Origin of the sequence: Klebsiella aerogenes, assembly GCA_029027985.1 — a bacterium.
Classification (GTDB): Bacteria; Pseudomonadota; Gammaproteobacteria; order Enterobacterales; family Enterobacteriaceae; genus Klebsiella; species Klebsiella aerogenes_A.
In genome coordinates this window covers 258,422-275,422 of the sequence record CP119076.1, presented here as the reverse complement: position 1 = coordinate 275,422, position 17,001 = coordinate 258,422, and the positions used below count along the sequence as shown (strand labels likewise).

General features: G+C 58.2%; 18 protein-coding genes and 1 riboswitch. Of the genes, 9 read left to right on the top strand and 9 right to left on the bottom strand.

What is annotated here, in order from left to right; genetic code table 11:
• Nucleotide 1: 1 nt before the first annotated feature.
• The 9 genes from PYR66_01250 to acpT are packed head-to-tail and all read left to right on the top strand — an operon-like array spanning nt 2 to nt 8,147.
• Nucleotides 2–424, top strand: a complete 423-nt coding sequence (locus PYR66_01250) for a thioesterase family protein (protein WEF28392.1) — start codon at nt 2–4, stop codon at nt 422–424.
• Nucleotides 421–1,026 (top strand): outer membrane lipoprotein carrier protein LolA, encoded by a 606-nt coding sequence (locus PYR66_01245; protein WEF28391.1) that lies wholly within the window; start codon nt 421–423, stop codon nt 1,024–1,026. Before PYR66_01250 ends, PYR66_01245 begins: the two co-directional genes overlap by 4 nt.
• A complete protein-coding gene (locus tag PYR66_01240; protein ID WEF28390.1) occupies nt 995–3,313 on the top strand; it encodes an MMPL family transporter in 2,319 nt (772 codons plus the stop codon). The genes PYR66_01245 and PYR66_01240 overlap by 32 nt, the downstream gene beginning before the upstream one ends.
• Complete coding sequence (locus PYR66_01235) at nt 3,310–3,960, top strand: DUF3261 domain-containing protein (protein ID WEF28389.1); 651 nt, start codon at nt 3,310–3,312, stop codon at nt 3,958–3,960. The genes PYR66_01240 and PYR66_01235 overlap by 4 nt, the downstream gene beginning before the upstream one ends.
• Before the next feature lies 1 nt (nt 3,961).
• Nucleotides 3,962–5,128 carry a beta-ketoacyl-[acyl-carrier-protein] synthase family protein gene (locus PYR66_01230; protein WEF28388.1) on the top strand — a complete coding sequence of 389 codons (1,167 nt, stop codon included), beginning with the start codon at nt 3,962–3,964 and terminating at the stop codon, nt 5,126–5,128.
• Nucleotides 5,128–5,604 carry a 3-hydroxy-fatty acyl-ACP dehydratase gene (locus PYR66_01225; protein ID WEF28387.1) on the top strand — a complete coding sequence of 159 codons (477 nt, stop codon included), beginning with the start codon at nt 5,128–5,130 and terminating at the stop codon, nt 5,602–5,604. The genes PYR66_01230 and PYR66_01225 overlap by 1 nt, the downstream gene beginning before the upstream one ends.
• Nucleotides 5,601–6,332, top strand: a complete 732-nt coding sequence (locus tag PYR66_01220; protein WEF28386.1) for a 3-ketoacyl-ACP reductase FabG2 — start codon at nt 5,601–5,603, stop codon at nt 6,330–6,332. Before PYR66_01225 ends, PYR66_01220 begins: the two co-directional genes overlap by 4 nt.
• On the top strand, nt 6,329–7,558 hold the full coding sequence (locus PYR66_01215; GenBank protein WEF28385.1) for a beta-ketoacyl-ACP synthase: 1,230 nt from the start codon (nt 6,329–6,331) through the stop codon (nt 7,556–7,558). Before PYR66_01220 ends, PYR66_01215 begins: the two co-directional genes overlap by 4 nt.
• Nucleotide 7,559: 1 nt before the next feature.
• Entirely contained in the window at nt 7,560–8,147 is a 588-nt protein-coding gene (acpT, locus tag PYR66_01210) for a 4'-phosphopantetheinyl transferase AcpT (protein ID WEF28384.1), read from the top strand.
• On the opposite strand, the gene arnF is transcribed toward acpT, so the two are convergent.
• The 9 genes from arnF to PYR66_01165 form a co-directional block, all read right to left on the bottom strand.
• Nucleotides 8,131–8,514, bottom strand: coding sequence for a 4-amino-4-deoxy-L-arabinose-phosphoundecaprenol flippase subunit ArnF (gene arnF / locus PYR66_01205; protein WEF28383.1), 384 nt, complete (start codon nt 8,512–8,514; stop codon nt 8,131–8,133). The genes acpT and arnF overlap by 17 nt on opposite strands.
• Nucleotides 8,514–8,852, bottom strand: a complete 339-nt coding sequence (gene arnE / locus PYR66_01200; protein WEF28382.1) for a 4-amino-4-deoxy-L-arabinose-phosphoundecaprenol flippase subunit ArnE — start codon at nt 8,850–8,852, stop codon at nt 8,514–8,516. The genes arnF and arnE overlap by 1 nt, the downstream gene beginning before the upstream one ends.
• Nucleotides 8,849–10,504 (bottom strand): lipid IV(A) 4-amino-4-deoxy-L-arabinosyltransferase, encoded by a 1,656-nt coding sequence (arnT, locus tag PYR66_01195; GenBank protein WEF28381.1) that lies wholly within the window; start codon nt 10,502–10,504, stop codon nt 8,849–8,851. The genes arnE and arnT overlap by 4 nt, the downstream gene beginning before the upstream one ends.
• Nucleotides 10,501–11,403 (bottom strand): 4-deoxy-4-formamido-L-arabinose-phosphoundecaprenol deformylase, encoded by a 903-nt coding sequence (gene arnD, locus PYR66_01190; GenBank protein WEF28380.1) that lies wholly within the window; start codon nt 11,401–11,403, stop codon nt 10,501–10,503. The genes arnT and arnD overlap by 4 nt, the downstream gene beginning before the upstream one ends.
• The gene (gene arnA, locus PYR66_01185) at nt 11,400–13,385 is read right to left on the bottom strand and encodes a bifunctional UDP-4-amino-4-deoxy-L-arabinose formyltransferase/UDP-glucuronic acid oxidase ArnA (GenBank protein WEF28379.1); all 1,986 of its coding nucleotides are present in this window, start codon (nt 13,383–13,385) and stop codon (nt 11,400–11,402) included. The genes arnD and arnA overlap by 4 nt, the downstream gene beginning before the upstream one ends.
• On the bottom strand, nt 13,382–14,365 hold the full coding sequence (arnC, locus tag PYR66_01180; protein WEF28378.1) for an undecaprenyl-phosphate 4-deoxy-4-formamido-L-arabinose transferase: 984 nt from the start codon (nt 14,363–14,365) through the stop codon (nt 13,382–13,384). Before arnC ends, arnA begins: the two co-directional genes overlap by 4 nt.
• Before the next feature lies 1 nt (nt 14,366).
• On the bottom strand, nt 14,367–15,506 hold the full coding sequence (gene arnB / locus PYR66_01175) for a UDP-4-amino-4-deoxy-L-arabinose aminotransferase (protein WEF28377.1): 1,140 nt from the start codon (nt 15,504–15,506) through the stop codon (nt 14,367–14,369).
• A 502-nt stretch (nt 15,507–16,008) separates the two neighbouring features.
• Nucleotides 16,009–16,368 carry a type II toxin-antitoxin system HicB family antitoxin gene (locus PYR66_01170; GenBank protein WEF28376.1) on the bottom strand — a complete coding sequence of 120 codons (360 nt, stop codon included), beginning with the start codon at nt 16,366–16,368 and terminating at the stop codon, nt 16,009–16,011.
• Nucleotides 16,365–16,640, bottom strand: a complete 276-nt coding sequence (locus PYR66_01165) for a type II toxin-antitoxin system HicA family toxin (protein ID WEF28375.1) — start codon at nt 16,638–16,640, stop codon at nt 16,365–16,367. Before PYR66_01165 ends, PYR66_01170 begins: the two co-directional genes overlap by 4 nt.
• A 158-nt stretch (nt 16,641–16,798) precedes the next feature.
• Nucleotides 16,799–16,982, top strand: a riboswitch (M-box (ykoK) riboswitch).
• Nucleotides 16,983–17,001: the final 19 nt, after the last annotated feature.

Sequence of the window (17,001 nt, the reverse complement as noted above, 5' to 3'; positions counted from 1 at the left end):
GGTGCTGAACGATCCCCGTTTTACGGCTGAAGTAGAGCTGACCATTCCCTTTCATGACATCGATATGATGGGCGTCGTGTGGCACGGCAACTATTTTCGCTACTTCGAGATTGCCCGTGAGGCGCTACTTAACCAGTTCAACTACGGCTATCGGCAAATGAAAGCCTCAGGATATCTGTGGCCAGTGGTCGATACCCGCGTCAAGTACCGCGGCGTTATCACCTTCGAGCAGCGTATTCGCGTGCGCGCGCGAATAGAAGAGTTCGAAAATCGTCTGCGTATTGGCTACGACATTTTTGATGCCGATAGCGGCAAGCGCACCACCAGCGGTTATACCATCCAGGTCGCGGTGGAAGAGAACAGCCGCGAGATGTGCTTCGTCAGCCCGGATATCCTGTTTGAGCGCATGGGGATCACGCCATGAGATTACTGCTGCTGTTGGGGCTGTTTATCAGTCCATGGGTCAGCGCCCTGACGCTCGATTCCCTGCAACAACGATTTACCGAGCAACCGGTGGTTCGCGCCCACTTCGATCAAATCCGCACCATTAAGGATCTGCCGCAGCCGCTGCGATCGCAGGGGCAGATGTTGATCGCGCGCGACCAGGGTTTGTTGTGGGATCAAACGTCCCCATTCCCAATGCGACTGCTGTTGGATGACAAGCGGATGGTGCAGGCGATTAACGGCCAGCCGCCGCAAATCATCACCGCCGAGAACAACCCGCAGATGTTCCAGTTTAACCACCTGCTGCGCGCGCTGTTCCAGGCGGATCGACAGGTGCTGGAAGCAAACTTCCGCGTGGAATTTGCCGATAAAGGCGCAGGCCAGTGGACGCTGCGCCTGACGCCCATCACCACGCCGCTGGATAAAATCTTCGCCAGTATTGATTTGGCCGGGAAGACGTATCTGGAGCACATTCAGCTCAACGATAAACAGGGCGATCGCACCGATATCACGCTCTCTCAACACCAACTGACGCCCGCGCGACTGACCGATGACGAACGCCAACGCTTTGCCGCCCAGTAAACGTCCTGCGCTGTTATGGGGAGTCGTCTGCCTGATCCTGCTGGGCGCGCTGATGACGCTGCTGCCTCAGGCCAGAATCAACAGCAGCGTGCTGGCGATGCTACCCAAGCAGACGCTCGGCGCGATCCCGCCCAACCTGAACGACGGTTTTATGCAGCGACTCGACCGCCAATTGGTCTGGCTGGTCAGCCCGGGTAAGCAGGCCGACCCGCAGGTGGCCCGCGACTGGCTGGAACTGCTGCAAAAATCACACGCGCTGGCTGAAGTGAAAGGGCCGATGGACGCCGACAGCCAGCAGGCATGGGGCGACTTTTTCTGGCAACATCGCAATGGTCTGCTCGATCCGGACACCCGCGCGCGCCTGCAAAACGACGGCGAGGCGCAGGCGCAATGGATCCTCTCGCAGCTCTATTCGGCTTTTTCCGGCGTCAGCGGTAAAGAGCTGCGCAACGATCCACTGATGCTAATGCGCGGTTCGCAGTTGGCGATGGCGAAAAGCGGCCAGCGTATGCAGCTGCAGGACGGCTGGCTGGTAGCCAAAGACGCGCAGGGCAACCTCTGGTATCTGTTGCATGGCGAACTGGCGGGATCGTCGTTCGATATGCAGCAGACGCACCGCCTGGTCACCACGCTCGGCAAGCTTGAGGAGCAACTCAAAGCGCGCTACCCGCAGGCGCAGCTGCTGTCGCGCGGCACCGTATTCTATAGCGATTACGCCAGCCAGCAGGCGAAGCACGATATCTCAACGCTCGGCGCAGCAACCCTGTTCGGCGTGATCCTGTTGATCCTGGCGGTATTTCGCTCCCTGCGTCCGCTGCTGCTGTGCTTGATCTCCATCGGCGCTGGCGCGCTGGCGGGCACCGTCGTGACGCTGCTGACGTTTGGCGAGCTGCATCTGATGACCCTGGTGATGAGCATGAGCATCATCGGGATTTCGGCCGACTATACGCTCTATTACCTGACCGAACGGATGGTGCATGGCGCGGAATCGTCAGCATGGCAAAGCCTCGCCAAAGTGCGTAATGCGCTGCTGCTGGCGTTGCTGACCACAGTGGCGGCGTATCTGATTATGATGCTGGCCCCCTTCCCCGCGATTCGCCAGATGGCGCTATTCGCGGCGGTCGGCCTAAGCGCTTCGTGCCTGACGGTGATTTTCTGGCATCCGTGGCTGTGTCGCGGGCTGCCCGTACGCCCGGTGCCAGCCATGGCGCTGATGCTGCGCTGGCTCGCCGCCTGGCGGCGCAATAAAAAGCTGTCCATTGGCCTCCCCATTGCGCTGGCGCTGTTCTCGTTGGTGGGACTGGCGACGCTACGGGTAGATGATGACATTGCGCAGCTGCAGGCGCTGCCGCAGGACATTCTGGCCCAGGAGAAAGCGATCACCGCCCTCACCGGACAAAGCGTCGATCAGAAATGGTTTGTGGTTTACGGCCAATCCGCCCAACAGACGCTGCAGCGCCTCGAAGCGTTTACGCCCGCGCTGGATCGGGCAAAAACCGACGGCATGCTCAGCGGATATCGCGCCATTCCTCTGAATTCGCTCGCCCGGCAGCAGCAAGACCTTACCCTGCTGCAACGCGCCGCGCCCGTGGTTAGCCGGGCGCTGAAGCGCGCGGGGATAGCAACGATCAATCCCGATCTCAAGCCGATGCCGGTGACGGTCGAGAACTGGCTTGCCAGCCCGGCCAGCGAAGGCTGGCGGCTGCTGTGGCTGACGCTGGCCGATGGCGAAAGCGGCGTACTGGTTCCGGTCGCTGGGGTAAAAAACAGCGCCGCGCTGCAGGCACTGAGCGAACAGCACATCGGCGTTGCCTGGGTGGATCGTAAAAGCACCTTTGATGAACTGTTCGCCCTTTATCGCAACCTGTTAACCGGCCTGCTGTTGGTAGCGCTGGCCGTCATCGCCTGCGGCGCTATGATCCGTCTTGGCTGGCGTAAAGGGGCCATCAGCCTGCTGCCGTCGGTATTGTCGCTGGGCTGCGGGCTGACGGCGCTGGCGCTCAGCGGGCACACGGTCAACCTGTTCTCCTTGCTGGCGCTGGTGCTGGTGCTGGGGATCGGCATTAACTACACGCTGTTTTTCAGTAACCCGCACGGCACTCCGCTGACATCGCTACTGGCCATTACGCTGGCGATGATGACCACCCTGCTGACGCTCGGCATGCTGGTCTTTAGCGCCACCCAGGCCATCAGCAGCTTCGGCATTGTGCTGGTGAGCGGTATTTTCGCTGCCTTCCTGCTTTCACCGCTGGCGATGCCCGCGAAAAAAGAGAACAAGAGACGATGATAAGACGGACATGTCATATGTTGAGAGACCTTTTGCCGGATGGCGGCTTCGCCTTATTTGGCCTATGCAAGCGCAGTCGCTCTCCGGCACTGGCCCTGATCGCCGCTTTGTTTCTGGCGGGCTGCAGCCACTCACAGCCCGCGCCGGAAGGCCGTCCGCAGGCGTGGCTGGAGCCGGGTACGCGTGTCACGCTGCCGCCGCCGGGCATCTCGCCGGCCATCAGCTCGCAGCAGTTGCTGACCGGCCGCTTCAACGGCCACACCCAATCGCTGCTGGTGATGCTCAATGCCGATGATAAAAAACTCACCCTCGCAGGATTGTCTTCCGTCGGTATCCGTTTGTTCCTTGTGACCTATGATGAAAAAGGGCTGCACGCGGAACAATCGATTGTGGTTCCACAGCTGCCGCCAGCCAGCCAGGTGCTGGCCGATGTGATGCTCAGCCACTGGCCGATTGACGCCTGGCAACCTCGGTTACCCCAAGGCTGGACGCTGATCGACCACGGCGACCGACGCGAACTACGCAACGCGCACGGTAAACTGGTGACAGAAATCACCTATATGAATCGGAAAGATAAGCGCGAGCCCATCAGCATCGAACAGCATGTTTTTAAATACCACATCACCATTCAATATCTGGGTGACTGAGATGATCTACATTTCTGCGGTCGGCATGATTAACGCCCTGGGCAACGATAACGATGACATCGCGGCCAATCTGGTTCGTGGCATCGCGCCCGGCATGCGCACGCGCGCAGGCTGGCTGCAGGGGCACCCGCAGGCGGTGCTCGCTGGCGTCGATGGCGACTTGCCGGTCATTCCTGAGGCATTTAGCCAACATCGTTCACGCAATAATCAGCTACTGCTGGCGGCGCTCGAACAAATCCAGCCACAGGTTGATAGCGCCATCGCCCGGTATGGGCCGGATCGGGTTGCCGTGGTGCTTGGCACCAGCACTTCAGGTCTGGATGAGGGCGATGCGCACGTGACGCTGACGCTTAACGGCCAGCCAAGCCTGGCCTGGCGCTATCCGCAGCAGGAGTTGGGCGATCCGTCGCGCTTTCTTAGCCACTGGCTGGAATTGGATGGCCCGGCATTTACGCTCTCGACCGCCTGCTCTTCCAGCGCCAGAGCGATCATCAGCGGGCGGCGGCTCATTGACGCCGGGCTGGCGGATGCGGTGATTGTCGGCGGCGCGGACACCCTTAGCCGGATGCCAATCAACGGCTTCCACAGTCTGGAATCTCTTTCACCCACGCGCTGCCAGCCGTTTAGCCGCGACCGTAGCGGTATTACCATCGGCGAAGGGGCGGCGCTGATGCTGCTGACCCGCGAACCGCAGCCCATCGCACTGCTGGGCATCGGCGAATCCAGCGATGCCCACCATATTTCCGCCCCGCATCCGCAGGGTGAAGGGGCGATTCGCGCCATTCAGCAGGCGCTGGATGACGCGGGCCTCGCGCCAGAACAAGTGGGCTACATTAATCTACACGGCACCGCCACGCCGCTGAACGACCAGATAGAGTCCTGCGTCGTCAATGCGCTGTTTGGCGAGCATGTTCCGTGCAGCTCCACCAAACACCTGACCGGACACACGCTGGGCGCGGCAGGGATCACCGAAGCCGCCATCAGTATGCTGATCCTGCAACGAAACCTGCCGCTGCCGGCGCAGGATTTCAGCCAGTCGCCGCGTGATGAAACGCTGCCGCCATGCGGCATCATTGCATCCCCCCAGCCGCTAATGCGCCCGGTTATTCTGTCTAACTCTTTTGCCTTTGGCGGCAATAACGCCAGCATCCTGATCGGGAGAATGTGATGAGCCACTATTTATCACCTGCAGACTATCTGCCGCACGACACGCCGATGCTGCTGCTGGAGGAGGTCGCCTGCGTCACCGCCGATACCGCCGCCTGCCGCGTTACGGTCTCGGCCAATAGCGTTCTGGCGCCGTTTCTCGATGCTGATGGCCATCTGCCCGGCTGGTTCGCCCTTGAACTCATCGCGCAAACTATCGGCGTCTGGTCCGGCTGGCATCGGCGCCAGCAGGGGCATACGTCCAGCGTATTAGGCATGGTGCTTGGCGCACGTGAATTAGTCTGCGCGGCGGGGAGTCTGCCGGGCGGAAAAACGCTGTCCATCAACGTGAAGCTGCTGATGCAGGACGAGCGTTTCGGCAGCTTCGAAGGCGTCATTATGGTAGACGATGAGGTGCTGGCGAGCGGGCGGGTTAACACCTTCCAGCCCACCGCAGACGAGCTCACCACCCTATTTCAACAAGGAGCGTCAGAATGAGTCGTTCAGTTTTAGTTACCGGCGCCAGCAAAGGCATTGGTCGCGCTATCGCCCGCCAGTTGGCGGCGGACGGCTTTGTCGTCGGCGTCCACTATCATCGCGATGCCTCGGGCGCGCAACAGACGCTGGACGCGATACTTTCCGCTGGCGGCGCAGGCCGACTGCTCAGCTTTGACGTCGCTCATCGCGAACAGTGCCGTGAAGCGCTGGAACAGGATCTTGCCGACCACGGCGCGTGGTACGGGATCGTCAGCAACGCCGGAATCGCCCGTGATGCAGCCTTTCCGGCGCTCAGCGATAACGACTGGGATGCGGTGATCCACACCAACCTCGACAGTTTCTATAACGTCATTCACCCGTGCATCATGCCGATGATTAGCGCGCGCCAGGGCGGACGTATTATCACACTGTCTTCGGTTTCCGGGGTGATGGGCAACCGTGGGCAGGTTAACTACAGCGCCGCTAAGGCGGGGATTATCGGCGCCACCAAAGCGCTGGCGATTGAACTCGCCAAACGCAAAATTACCGTTAACTGCATCGCCCCTGGGCTTATCGACACGGGCATGATCGAAATGGAAGATATCGCGCTGAAAGAGGCGATGTCGATGATCCCGATGAAACGCATGGGACAGACGGATGAAGTAGCCGGGCTGGCCAGCTATTTGATGTCGGATATCGCAGGCTACGTCACCCGGCAGGTGATTTCCATCAATGGAGGGATGCTATGACACGTCGCGTGGTCATTACCGGGATGGGCGGCGTCACCGCCTTTGGGGAAAACTGGCAGGATATCTCCACCCGGCTGCGGGAATATAAAAATGCCGTGCGCAAAATGCCGGAATGGCTGGTTTATGACGGGCTGCAAACGCTGCTGGGCGCGCCGATCGACCACTTCACCCTGCCCGAGCACTATACCCGCAAGCGCATTCGCGCGATGGGGCGCGTGTCGCGGCTGTCCACCCGCGCCACCGAGTTAGCGCTGGAACAGGCGGGGCTCATTGGCGATGCCGTGCTGACCAACGGCGAAACCGGTATTGCCTACGGCTCATCGACCGGCAGCACCGACTCGGTGAGCGAATTCGCCACCATGTTGACGGAAAAGCACACCAACAATATCACCGGTACCACCTATGTACAGATGATGCCGCACACCACCGCCGTCAATACCGGGTTGTTTTTCGGCTTGCGCGGCCGCGTTATCCCGACCTCCAGCGCCTGTACTTCCGGCAGTCAGGCGATCGGTTACGCCTGGGAAGCCATTCGCCACGGTTACCAAACGATCATGATCGCTGGCGGCGCGGAAGAGCTATGCCCATCGGAAGCGGCGGTATTTGATACCCTGTTCGCCACCAGCCAGCGCAATGACGAGCCGACAACGACCCCTTCCCCGTTCGATGAGCAACGCGATGGTCTGGTGATTGGCGAAGGCGCGGGCACCCTGATCCTGGAAGAGCTGGAGCACGCCAAAGCGCGCGGCGCGACCATCTACGGCGAAATCGTCGGCTTCGCCACCAACTGCGATGCGGCGCATATTACCCAACCGCAGCGTGAAACCATGCAAATCTGCATGGAACAATCGTTGAAGATAGCGGGCTTAAGCGCCCGGGATATCGGCTATATTTCCGCCCACGGCACGGCAACCGACCGCGGCGATATCGCCGAGAGCCAAGCGACGGCGGCGATTTATGGCGACAGCGTGCCAATCTCCTCGCTGAAAAGCTACTTCGGCCATACCCTTGGCGCCTGCGGGGCGCTGGAGGCATGGATGAGCCTGCAGATGATGCGCGAGGGCTGGTTTGCGCCAACGCTGAACCTGCATAAACCCGATACCAACTGCGGCGCGCTGGATTACATCATGGGTGACGCTCGTAGGGTGGATTGTGAATTCCTGCAGAGCAACAACTTTGCCTTCGGCGGCATTAACACCTCAATCATCATTCAGCGTTGGTCCTGAAATGTATCAGCTTATCCTTGGTAAGATCTCAACGCTTAGCACCCTGCCGCTGCCGCCGGAACGGATGGCTCAGGCGCCTGACGGCCCGCGGCGAATGAGCTGGCTCGCCGGGCGCGCCTTGCTGGCGCATGCGGTTTCGCCGCTGGCGAATATTCACTACGGCGCACAGGGAAAACCGGCTTTTCCCCTCGATAGCGGGTGGTGGTTTAACCTTAGCCACAGCGGCGACGATATCGCGCTATTGCTGAGCGATGAAGGCGAGGTTGGCTGCGATATCGAAGTGATTCGTCCGCGTGAGGGCTGGAAGCGGTTAGCTAACGCACTGTTTAGCGTCGGCGAGCATCAAGAGCTGGAGCAGGAAGCGCCGGAGCGGCAGTTAGCCGCCTTCTGGCGTATCTGGACGCGCAAAGAGGCGTTGGTGAAGCAACGTGGCGGCAGCGCCTGGCAGATAGCCTCGGTCGACAGCACCTTTCGCGGCGCGCTGTCGTTAAGCCAGATTCAGTTCGAGGGGTTGAGTATTGCGGTCTGTACGCCGACGCCGTTCTCGCTGACGGCAGCGCACATTCAACGCTTCAGGGGCGCGGTTTAACCGGCCAGAAGATAGTGAGCACGCCAGCGATAATAATCAGTACCCCCAGCAGCGATTGCCAGTAAAACGGCTCATGCCAGCCGGGCAGCCAGATGGCCGCAGCCCACACCAGAATATAGCTCAGGCTCAACAGCGCATAGGCTTTTGCCAACGGCAGGCGGTGCAATGCGAAGTACCAGCAGACCATCGACAGCAGATAGCCGAGCAGCCCAAACGCCAGGCTGAAGGTGCCAGGGCGGAAATGCAGCAGGTGATTGAGGAAGGTAAGAATATCGGTTAGCGGCGGCAGTTCAACCATCGCGCTGCGTAGCAGCAGCTGCGCGCCGCTGACCAGCCCGACGCTGAATAACGCCCAGATCAAGCCCATCAGACGCTACTCCCCAATACGGCAATGCCGACGACAATCAGCCCGACGCCAACCCAGTGGCGGCGCGCCACCGGTTCACGCCAGATCCCCCACGCCGCCAGCGTCACCCAGACAAAGTTGAGGCTCAACATCGGGTAAGCGATACTGACCGGGATGGCCTGCAGTACGCCCAGCCACAGCAGCATGCCGCCGCCGAGCGATAACAAGGCTAATCCCAGCCAGACCAGGATGTGCTGCCCGCGCCGTCCGCTACGGGACGGGCGGGTCGCCTGCTTTTGGCACAGTTGGCCTGCGCAGCTAAGCAGGCTGGCGAGTACCAGAATGAACCAGACGCTCATTGCGGCAGATACTGAATAAACACCACGCGGCCCAGCACGTAGGAGCTATCCGGTTTCGGTAATGCAAGTTCATTCATCGTTTCGCCCTTATCCATCAGCAGCACCAGCGAGACCGGCCCCTGCTGGCGATGCGTCGCTAACCAGTCAGCAAACGCTTTGGTCGCCACAAATTTGTCCTGCGCGTCCGGCCAGTCGAGACCATATTTCAGCTCGCCCTGTTTTTCATACAGGATGATATCGTCGCGTTTTAGCTCCCAGGCCAGTCCTGCGCCGATACCGACGTTGTTGGTCAGTACGTAGCGGCTTGGCGCCAGGGATTCGCTAACGATATCCACCAGGAACTGCGGCTGTTTGCTGTCGATAACCCGATCCGGGATAGCGAAGCCAACCAGCAGCGCCAGCCCCAGCGGACAGATGGCGGCCAGAGTCCAGCGACGACCGTTGTCTTTCATCGCCAGCCACCCCATCAGCGCCCATACGGCAAAGGCAATCGCCGCCAGCAGACATTTATACAGCTCGATCTGCGTCCACACCGGCTGGCGCATAAAGCCCCACGGCGACACCACCAGCACGGCGACCAGGCCAATCAGACCGAAGCCGAAGTTGATCATACCGTTGATCCGCAGCGCTTTCGCCCCCGCCTTCGCCGCATCCAGCGCATAGCGGGCCATCAGGATCGACAGCGGCATAAAGCACGGCAGAATGTAGGTCGGTAGTTTGCCTTTCGCAATACTGAAGAACAAGAACGGCATCGCCACCCAGCCCAACAGATACAGCGCGCCGCGAGCATCATCGCGTTCGCTCCAGCCGCGCTTCAGCGCGCCCGGCAGCAAGGCCAACCACGGCAGGCTGCCAGCGATCAGGAACGGAATGTAGTACCAGAACGGCGCTTTATGCTGCGCGTCTTTTTCGGCAAAGCGTTGAATATGCTCGACCCAGAAGAAGTAGCGCCAGAAATCAGGCTCGCGCTTCGCGATAGCCAGCCCCCACGGCAGCACCACCAGCGTACACACCACCACCGCCAGCCAACCGTAAGTCAGGACTTCACGCCAGCGTTTACGCGCAATGACCCACGGCAGGACGCCGACCACCGGCACCGCCAGCGCGAGGAAGCCCTTGGTCATCACCCCCATACCGCAGGCGACACCCAGCAGTACGTAACCGAGAATTTTCCCGCCGTGGCTCTGCGCCTGGCTGGCGCCCCAGAAGCTGCACATCGCCAGCGCCAGCCACATGGTAATCATCGGATCCAACACCGCATAAGTGCCGATACCATACACCAGCAGCGCGGTCAGGAAGATAATGGGAGACAGTACCGCCACCCGCTTATCGCGGAAAATACGCCACGCTAACCACGCCACCAGCAGCGCGCTGACGGTGATAGCGAAGACCGAGCCGAAACGCACGCCAAAGTTATTATGGCCAAACAGCCACTGGCCGATACTGTTAATCCAGTAACCGGCAATTGGCTTTTCAAAGTAACGCAGCCCCAGAAGATGCGGCACCACCCAGTCGCCGGAAGCCAGCATCTCGCGGCTGATCTCCGCATAACGGGTTTCATCGGGCTGCCAGAGCAAACGGAAATTCAGCGGCAGTAAGTAATACAGTGCAAAGAGCACAACCAGAGAGACGCCATAACGAATGCTTTTCATACACCCGAGCCCAGTAATTGTTCACGTCCAAGCCAACCTTCCCGGCCAGCCAATTCACCACGGACCACTTTGCCTGACGGCAGCTCGCTAAAGTCAGCGGGCAACAGCTGGCTCAGTGGGCAAAATTGAATTTCCTCTTCCGCCGCCATGGTCAGCAGCTCATCGAACTGGTCAGCATAGGCAATCCCTTCCACTTCGGCGTGGATGGTATAAACCGGCGTGCCCTTGTCGCGATGGATGCAGTCCAGTAGATAGCGGTTAAAACCCGCGATATCCACGGCACTACCGACAACTTCATCCCATGTGGGAAGCGTCACCGGGATCTGTACGGTGCCGAGGGTTCCGCTGCCAAGCTGCGGCAGGAAAGGCCGCGTGCCGCGGCAGTCGCTATTGTAGAGGAAATCGAAAGATTCTTTGGCTTTGACCACCCGTTGGTCAGCACGCCAGCCAGCAACAGCTGAACAAGTAACCGGGTGGCCGATAATCCGCTCCAGTTCGAGCAGACCGCGCTCGACTTCAAGCGTCAGACGTTCCTGAGGCCAGACTCCGCTCCACGCCTGCCAGCTATAGTGGTCCCAGGCATGCAGACCCACCTCGTGGTTCTGCGCGGCGGCGCGGATAACATCTTCATTACCCGCCCCTATCCTGCGTCCCGGCCACGCGGTGCCAGCCAGCAGAATATCCCAGCCATACAGCGATGCCGCGTTAGAACGCAGCATCTTCCACAGAAACTTCGGTTTTACCAGGCGCCATAAATGGCGCCCCATATTGTCCGGCCCGACGCTGAAAAAGAAGCTTGCCTGAATCCCGTGCTGGCCCAACAGGTCCAGCAGACGCGGAACACCGTCCCGCGTACCGCGAAAGGTATCGACATCTATGCGTAAGCCGACTTGTTTCATGAGTTTTTATCGTCCGTTAACTCAACAGTGCGCAGGAAGAAATCGAGGGTATGCTCGACGGTCTCTTCCATCTCCACGGTCGGTTCCCAGTTCAGGCAGCGTTTAGCGTTGCGAATGCTCGGCTTACGATGCTCAACGTCCTGGTAGCCTTTGCCGTAGTAATCGCTGCTTTCCACTTCACGGAAGCCAGCGAACGGCGGGAAGCGATCGCGCAACGGATGGCGCTCGAAGCAGGCGAGCAGCATTTCAGCCAGCTCTTTGATGCTCGCTTCGTTTTCCGGGTTACCGATGTTGATGATCTGCCCGTCGCAGCGGCCGTCTTTGTTCTCAATGATGCGGAACAGCGCTTCGATACCATCGCTGATATCGGTGAAGCAACGCTTCTGCTTGCCGCCTTCAATCAGCTTGATCGGCGAACCTTCCACCAGGTTGAGGATCAGCTGGGTGATAGCGCGGGAGCTACCGATACGCGCAGCGTTGAGGTTATCCAGGCGTGGCCCCATCCAGTTGAACGGACGGAACAGGGTGAATTTCAGGTCGTACTTATCACCGTAGGCCCAAATCACGCGATCCAGCAGCTGTTTGGACACCGAGTAGATCCAACGCTGTTTGTTGATCGGCCCGACCACCAGGTTGGAGGTATCTTCATCGAAGTTTTTGTCGGTGCACATGCCGTATACTTCAGAAGTCGACGGGAAGATGATGCGCTTATTGTATTTCACGCAGTCGCGGATGATCTTCAGGTTCTCTTCGAAGTCCAGCTCGAACACGCGCAGCGGGTTACGGGTGTATTCGATCGGCGTCGCGATCGCCACCAGCGGCAGCACCACATCACATTTCTTAATGTGGTATTCAATCCACTCGGAGTGAATACTGATATCGCCTTCAACGAAGTGGAAACGCGGGTTGTCGAGGAAACGGCTGATGGCGTCAGAGCCGATATCCAGGCCGTAAATCTCATAGTTGTCGTCCTGCAGCAGACGCTCGGTCAGGTGGTTGCCGATAAAGCCGTTCACACCGAGGATCAACACACGGGTACGGCGCTTAATCGCCACCACCGGTTTGCTGCTCAGTACCGCGCTGGTCACCAGGCCCAGCGCTTGCGCCAGTTGGGTGCCCTGCATGTAAACGCCGCGTTCAGTCTGGCCGGTCACGATTTCCAGCGCGCCCTGCTGACAGGCCACCACGAGCGGTGCCACGGAGATAACGGTACCCGGTTTCGCCGCTGGCAGGTCAGTGCGCACGCGGGATTTCCAGACGATGAATTTGTTGGCACCGGCATAGCCGAACGCGCCTGGCCATGGATCAGACACCGCACGCACCAGGTTATGCAGCGTTTGCGCCGGTTGGTCCCAGTCGAGACGTCCATCTTCCGGCGTGCGACGGCCTACATAGGTTGCCTGGCTGTGATCCTGCGCGCGCTCCTGCGTCTTACCTTCACGGATTGCCGGCAGCGCCTGGCCCAGCAGCTCAGAAGCGGCGGCGCACAGCTTGCGGTGCAGCGCCAGCGCCGCGTCATCCGGGCCGATCGCCACGGTGTGTTGAGCGACGATATCGCCCGCGTCCGCGCGGTTAACCATGCGGTGCAGGGTAACGCCGGTTTCACTTTCGCCGTTAACCAGCACCCAGTTCAGCGGCGCGCGGCCGCGGTATTTCGGCAGCAGAGAGCCATGCAGGTTGAAAGCCCCTTTCGGCGCGATGTTCAGGATCTCATCGCACAGCAGGTTACGGTAGTAGAACGAGAACAGCACGTCCGGCTTCATCTCGCGAATACGTTCAATCCACAGCGGATGGTTAACATCCTCCGGCGCCCATACCGGGATACCTTGCTCAGCAGCAATACGCGCCACGGAACCAAAGAAATGGTTTTCGCCAGGATTATCCGGATGGGTAAAAATAGCGGTGATTTCATAACCGGCATCCAGCAGTGACTGAATACCTGCGCAACCCATATCGTGATAAGCGAAGACTACTGCTTTCATGAACGATCTTCCTCTTGAGATGCCGTTTCCGGCTGGCGAACAACACGTTGAATAAAGTAACGGGGGCGGGCCCGGACATCGTTATAGATGCGGCCGATATACTCCCCGAGCAGACCCATACCGACAAACTGGGCGCCGATGAACATAAACAGGATGGCGAAGAGCATAAACACCCCATCTCCCGCCCACTGCGGACCGAAGGCCAGACGCAGCACCACCAGCAGCAGACCGAAGGCGAAGCCCAGCAGGGCTATCACGCTGCCGAAAATACTCAGCAAACGCAGCGGCGTTGTGGTCAGGCAGGTCACCAGGTCATACATCAGGTTAATCAGGCGCATGAAGCTGTATTTGGAGTCGCCGAATTCACGTTCGGCGTGCATCACCGGGATCTCTACCGCGCGGCGGGCGAAGGTATTCGCCAAAATCGGGATAAAGGTGCTGCGCTCATGGCAGTTGAGCATGGCGTCGATAATGTGGCGGCGATAGGCGCGCAGCATGCAGCCGTAGTCGCCCATCGCTTTACCGGTGGTGCGTTGAATCAGACGGTTGATCATCTTCGACGCGGATTTGCGGAAGATGCTGTCCTGACGGTTCTGACGCACGGTGCCGACGACGTCGTAGCCTTCATCCGCTTTCTCCACCAGACGCGGGATCTCTTCCGGCGGGTTTTGCAAGTCGGCGTCAAGGGTAATGATCAGATCGCCGGTGACATGGCTGAAGCCCGCCATAATCGCCGAGTGCTGGCCGTAGTTACGGTTCAGCAGCACCGCCACGACGTGGCTGCCTTCGGCTTCGGCGGCGTCGGTCAGCATGCGCGCGGAATCATCGCTGCTGCCGTCGTCGATCAGCAGAATTTCATATTGGCGTCCCAGCGTCGCGCAAGCAGCATCGGTGCGGCGCAGCAGCTCCGGCAGGCTATCCTGTTCGTTATAAACCGGGATAACCACCGAGACTTTTTTTACGGGAGGGTAAGTAAGCATATCAACGTCCTGACAACTGATGCAGCGCGGTAATGACGCGGGTGACATCGTCGTCGGTCATATCCGGGAACAGCGGGATGGAACAAATGCGCGCGCTGTTCCATTCCGTATTCGGTAATGAAACGTCAGGGAAGCGCTCGCGGTAATACTTTTGCGTGTGGGCCGCACGGAAGTGCAAACCGGTGCCGATGCCCATGGCTTTCAGTTTTTCCATCAGGGCATCACGGCTGATGCCGCAGGCAGCTTCATCAACGCGGATGATAAACAGGTGCCAGGCATGCTGGTGATCCCATGACGGTATGGTCAGCGGCTTAAAGGGGGTATCCGCCAGCTCACGCAGATAGCGCTGAGCGATTTCACCGCGGCGCTGATTGGCGTGCGCCAGCTTATCCAACTGCACCAACGCCAGCGCGGCGTTGATATCGGCCAGATTGTATTTAAAGCCTGGGGTGATGACCTCCGCCTGCGGCGCGCGGCCATGGGTCTGGCGGTCATAGGCATCAACCCCAAGGCCGTGGAATTTGAGACTGCGGATACGGGAAGCCAGTTCGTCGTCATCGGTCACGATCAGACCGCCTTCAGCGCAGGTCATGTTTTTGATCGCGTGGAACGAGAAGATAGCGGTCCCGCACCAGCCGACGTGACGGCCTTTATAGTGAGTCCCCGCAGCATGCGCGGCATCTTCGATAACCGGGATGCCGTGGCGCTCACCAACGGCGCGAATCGCGTCGATGTCCGCAGGCGCGCCCGCGTAGTGCACAGGAATAATCGCTTTGGTACGCGAGGTAACCGCCGCTTCTACCGCCTCAGGGGTAATCATCAGATTATCGTGGTCGACGTCGATCATGACCGGCGTCGCGCCCAGCAGGCAGATCATATTCAGCGTGGAGACCCAGGTTTGTGAAGGGGTAATGACTTCGTCGCCAGGGCCAATGCCCATCGCCATCAGCGTGACGTGCATACCGCCGGTCGCGGAACTGACGGCAATAGCGTGACGGTTGCCAGTAAGCTGGCAAAATGCTTCTTCAAGCGCCTGATTTTTCGGGCCTGTGGTAATCCATCCCGATTGCAAAACTTCACGCAGCGCAGCCAGCTCTGCGTCGCCCATCGACGGGCGCGAAAACGGCAGAAATTCGCTCATTTTTTTCCTGTTCTATTTAATAACCCGCTGCCAGAGGGGGTCGGTAGAAAGAAATATCCTGCGCCAGCGGACTTAAACAAAATGAAAATGAAGTCGGTTCACCGCCACATTTCATTCCAGGGTATCTCGACGGTTATAAATCTAGTCGCACTTGCTTAGGATAATATTAAGAAATTAATATTTTTCACACGAATAGTAATATCTCATTGTGAATCATAAGGATAGTGTTTTTATGTTAGGAAAAAATCGTAAAAAAGCCCCTGCTTCATCGTGAAAACAGGGGCATAACGGGTGAAAGTAAACGAATCATCAACCAGACCGCAATAAATATTTATTTACGTTTTCATCGAGAGATAAAAACTAGCGGTAGATCACAGAATTATTTCCAATTCATTACAAATTTACAGGAAAGTTCTTAGTTAATTCATTAGCAGAGCAATTAATGACGCCGTTATTATCCGCGCCATCATCACAAACAAATATTGATGAGTAGGCCGCGACTTTAAGCCTGCTTCAGGCGTTCACTCAGCGCCTCAAGAATCCAGGTATTGACCGAAACTTGTTCCTCCGCTGCCGCAGAACTCAAACGTTCGCCAAAAGACTCTGGGTAGCGCAGCGTAAACGTTTTTATTTTTTCCGGATGGACGTAAGGGTCAATCCCCGCCTGCTGGCAATCCGCGAGATATTCCTGCAAAGAGATCTCTCCTTCCTGTAGCAGCCCCTGAATACTGTCGGAGACGAAATCGCAATAACCCGATAATCCCAGGAATTTACCGCGAAAGGCATTAAGTTCAGGCACATAGTTAATAACGGCAGGCTGGCCAGCGATCTCCATTGAGTTTGGCGTTTTAGGTTTGATCATGGTTTTACCCCTATAGTGATTAACCAATCGCGCACGCTCTCCACAGCGCCTTTATCAGTATCCGGTGAAGGATGAGGCCTGTGAAAGCTGGCAATACTGTGGTTCAACAAAAATTTGCAGCGTGAGCCGCGCCCCTCTTTGATTTCTCCGCCTAACGCTTTAATCAGCGACTCGATGTCGGCCCATTTAATCCCCTGCGGCACGGGGGTTTTGAACAATTGCTCCAGCGTGTTGCGCTGCTTTTTGCGTAAAGATAAAACCTGCCGCTCCATCGCATTGCCCTATGACTTCATCCATTGAAGTCAATATTATGCTAGCAAAAAATGAAGTCAACCACTTGCGCGGTAAACGTGGTTTATCAACGGTTGATAAACCACATAAATTATACGCTTTGTGAATTATCCCTGTTCGCCAATAATGGCGCCTCATTTAACGATCTCGTTATGGCGAGGCTCCTGCATAAATACAAGTTACCGCCCTGTTGGTATCGAGAGAGACCACTCAGGGAAATACAGGCATCCATCGAATCAAGGTGTTGCCAAGGTAACTTCTGCTGACGTTCGCGTCAGACAGATACGTTATGCAGTGCTAAAACCAGGACGTAGGGATCTGCCTGCGCTAACCCTGTCTTGT

Excerpts from the sequence above, each read along its gene's own strand:
- PYR66_01235 (WEF28389.1), top strand. The coding sequence starts at position 3,310 with ATGATAAGACGGACATGTCATATGTTGAGAGACCTTTTGCCGGATGGC.
- arnA (WEF28379.1), bottom strand. The coding sequence starts at position 13,385 with ATGAAAGCAGTAGTCTTCGCTTATCACGATATGGGTTGCGCAGGTATT.
- PYR66_01225 (WEF28387.1), top strand. The coding sequence starts at position 5,128 with ATGAGCCACTATTTATCACCTGCAGACTATCTGCCGCACGACACGCCG.
- arnT (WEF28381.1), bottom strand. The coding sequence starts at position 10,504 with ATGAAAAGCATTCGTTATGGCGTCTCTCTGGTTGTGCTCTTTGCACTG.
- arnD (WEF28380.1), bottom strand. The coding sequence starts at position 11,403 with ATGAAACAAGTCGGCTTACGCATAGATGTCGATACCTTTCGCGGTACG.
- PYR66_01220 (WEF28386.1), top strand. The coding sequence starts at position 5,601 with ATGAGTCGTTCAGTTTTAGTTACCGGCGCCAGCAAAGGCATTGGTCGC.
- PYR66_01240 (WEF28390.1), top strand. The coding sequence starts at position 995 with ATGACGAACGCCAACGCTTTGCCGCCCAGTAAACGTCCTGCGCTGTTA.
- arnC (WEF28378.1), bottom strand. The coding sequence starts at position 14,365 with ATGCTTACTTACCCTCCCGTAAAAAAAGTCTCGGTGGTTATCCCGGTT.
- PYR66_01245 (WEF28391.1), top strand. The coding sequence starts at position 421 with ATGAGATTACTGCTGCTGTTGGGGCTGTTTATCAGTCCATGGGTCAGC.
- acpT (WEF28384.1), top strand. The coding sequence starts at position 7,560 with ATGTATCAGCTTATCCTTGGTAAGATCTCAACGCTTAGCACCCTGCCG.
- PYR66_01230 (WEF28388.1), top strand. The coding sequence starts at position 3,962 with ATGATCTACATTTCTGCGGTCGGCATGATTAACGCCCTGGGCAACGAT.
- PYR66_01215 (WEF28385.1), top strand. The coding sequence starts at position 6,329 with ATGACACGTCGCGTGGTCATTACCGGGATGGGCGGCGTCACCGCCTTT.
- arnB (WEF28377.1), bottom strand. The coding sequence starts at position 15,506 with ATGAGCGAATTTCTGCCGTTTTCGCGCCCGTCGATGGGCGACGCAGAG.
- PYR66_01165 (WEF28375.1), bottom strand. The coding sequence starts at position 16,640 with ATGGAGCGGCAGGTTTTATCTTTACGCAAAAAGCAGCGCAACACGCTG.
- arnE (WEF28382.1), bottom strand. The coding sequence starts at position 8,852 with ATGAGCGTCTGGTTCATTCTGGTACTCGCCAGCCTGCTTAGCTGCGCA.
- arnF (WEF28383.1), bottom strand. The coding sequence starts at position 8,514 with ATGGGCTTGATCTGGGCGTTATTCAGCGTCGGGCTGGTCAGCGGCGCG.
- PYR66_01170 (WEF28376.1), bottom strand. The coding sequence starts at position 16,368 with ATGATCAAACCTAAAACGCCAAACTCAATGGAGATCGCTGGCCAGCCT.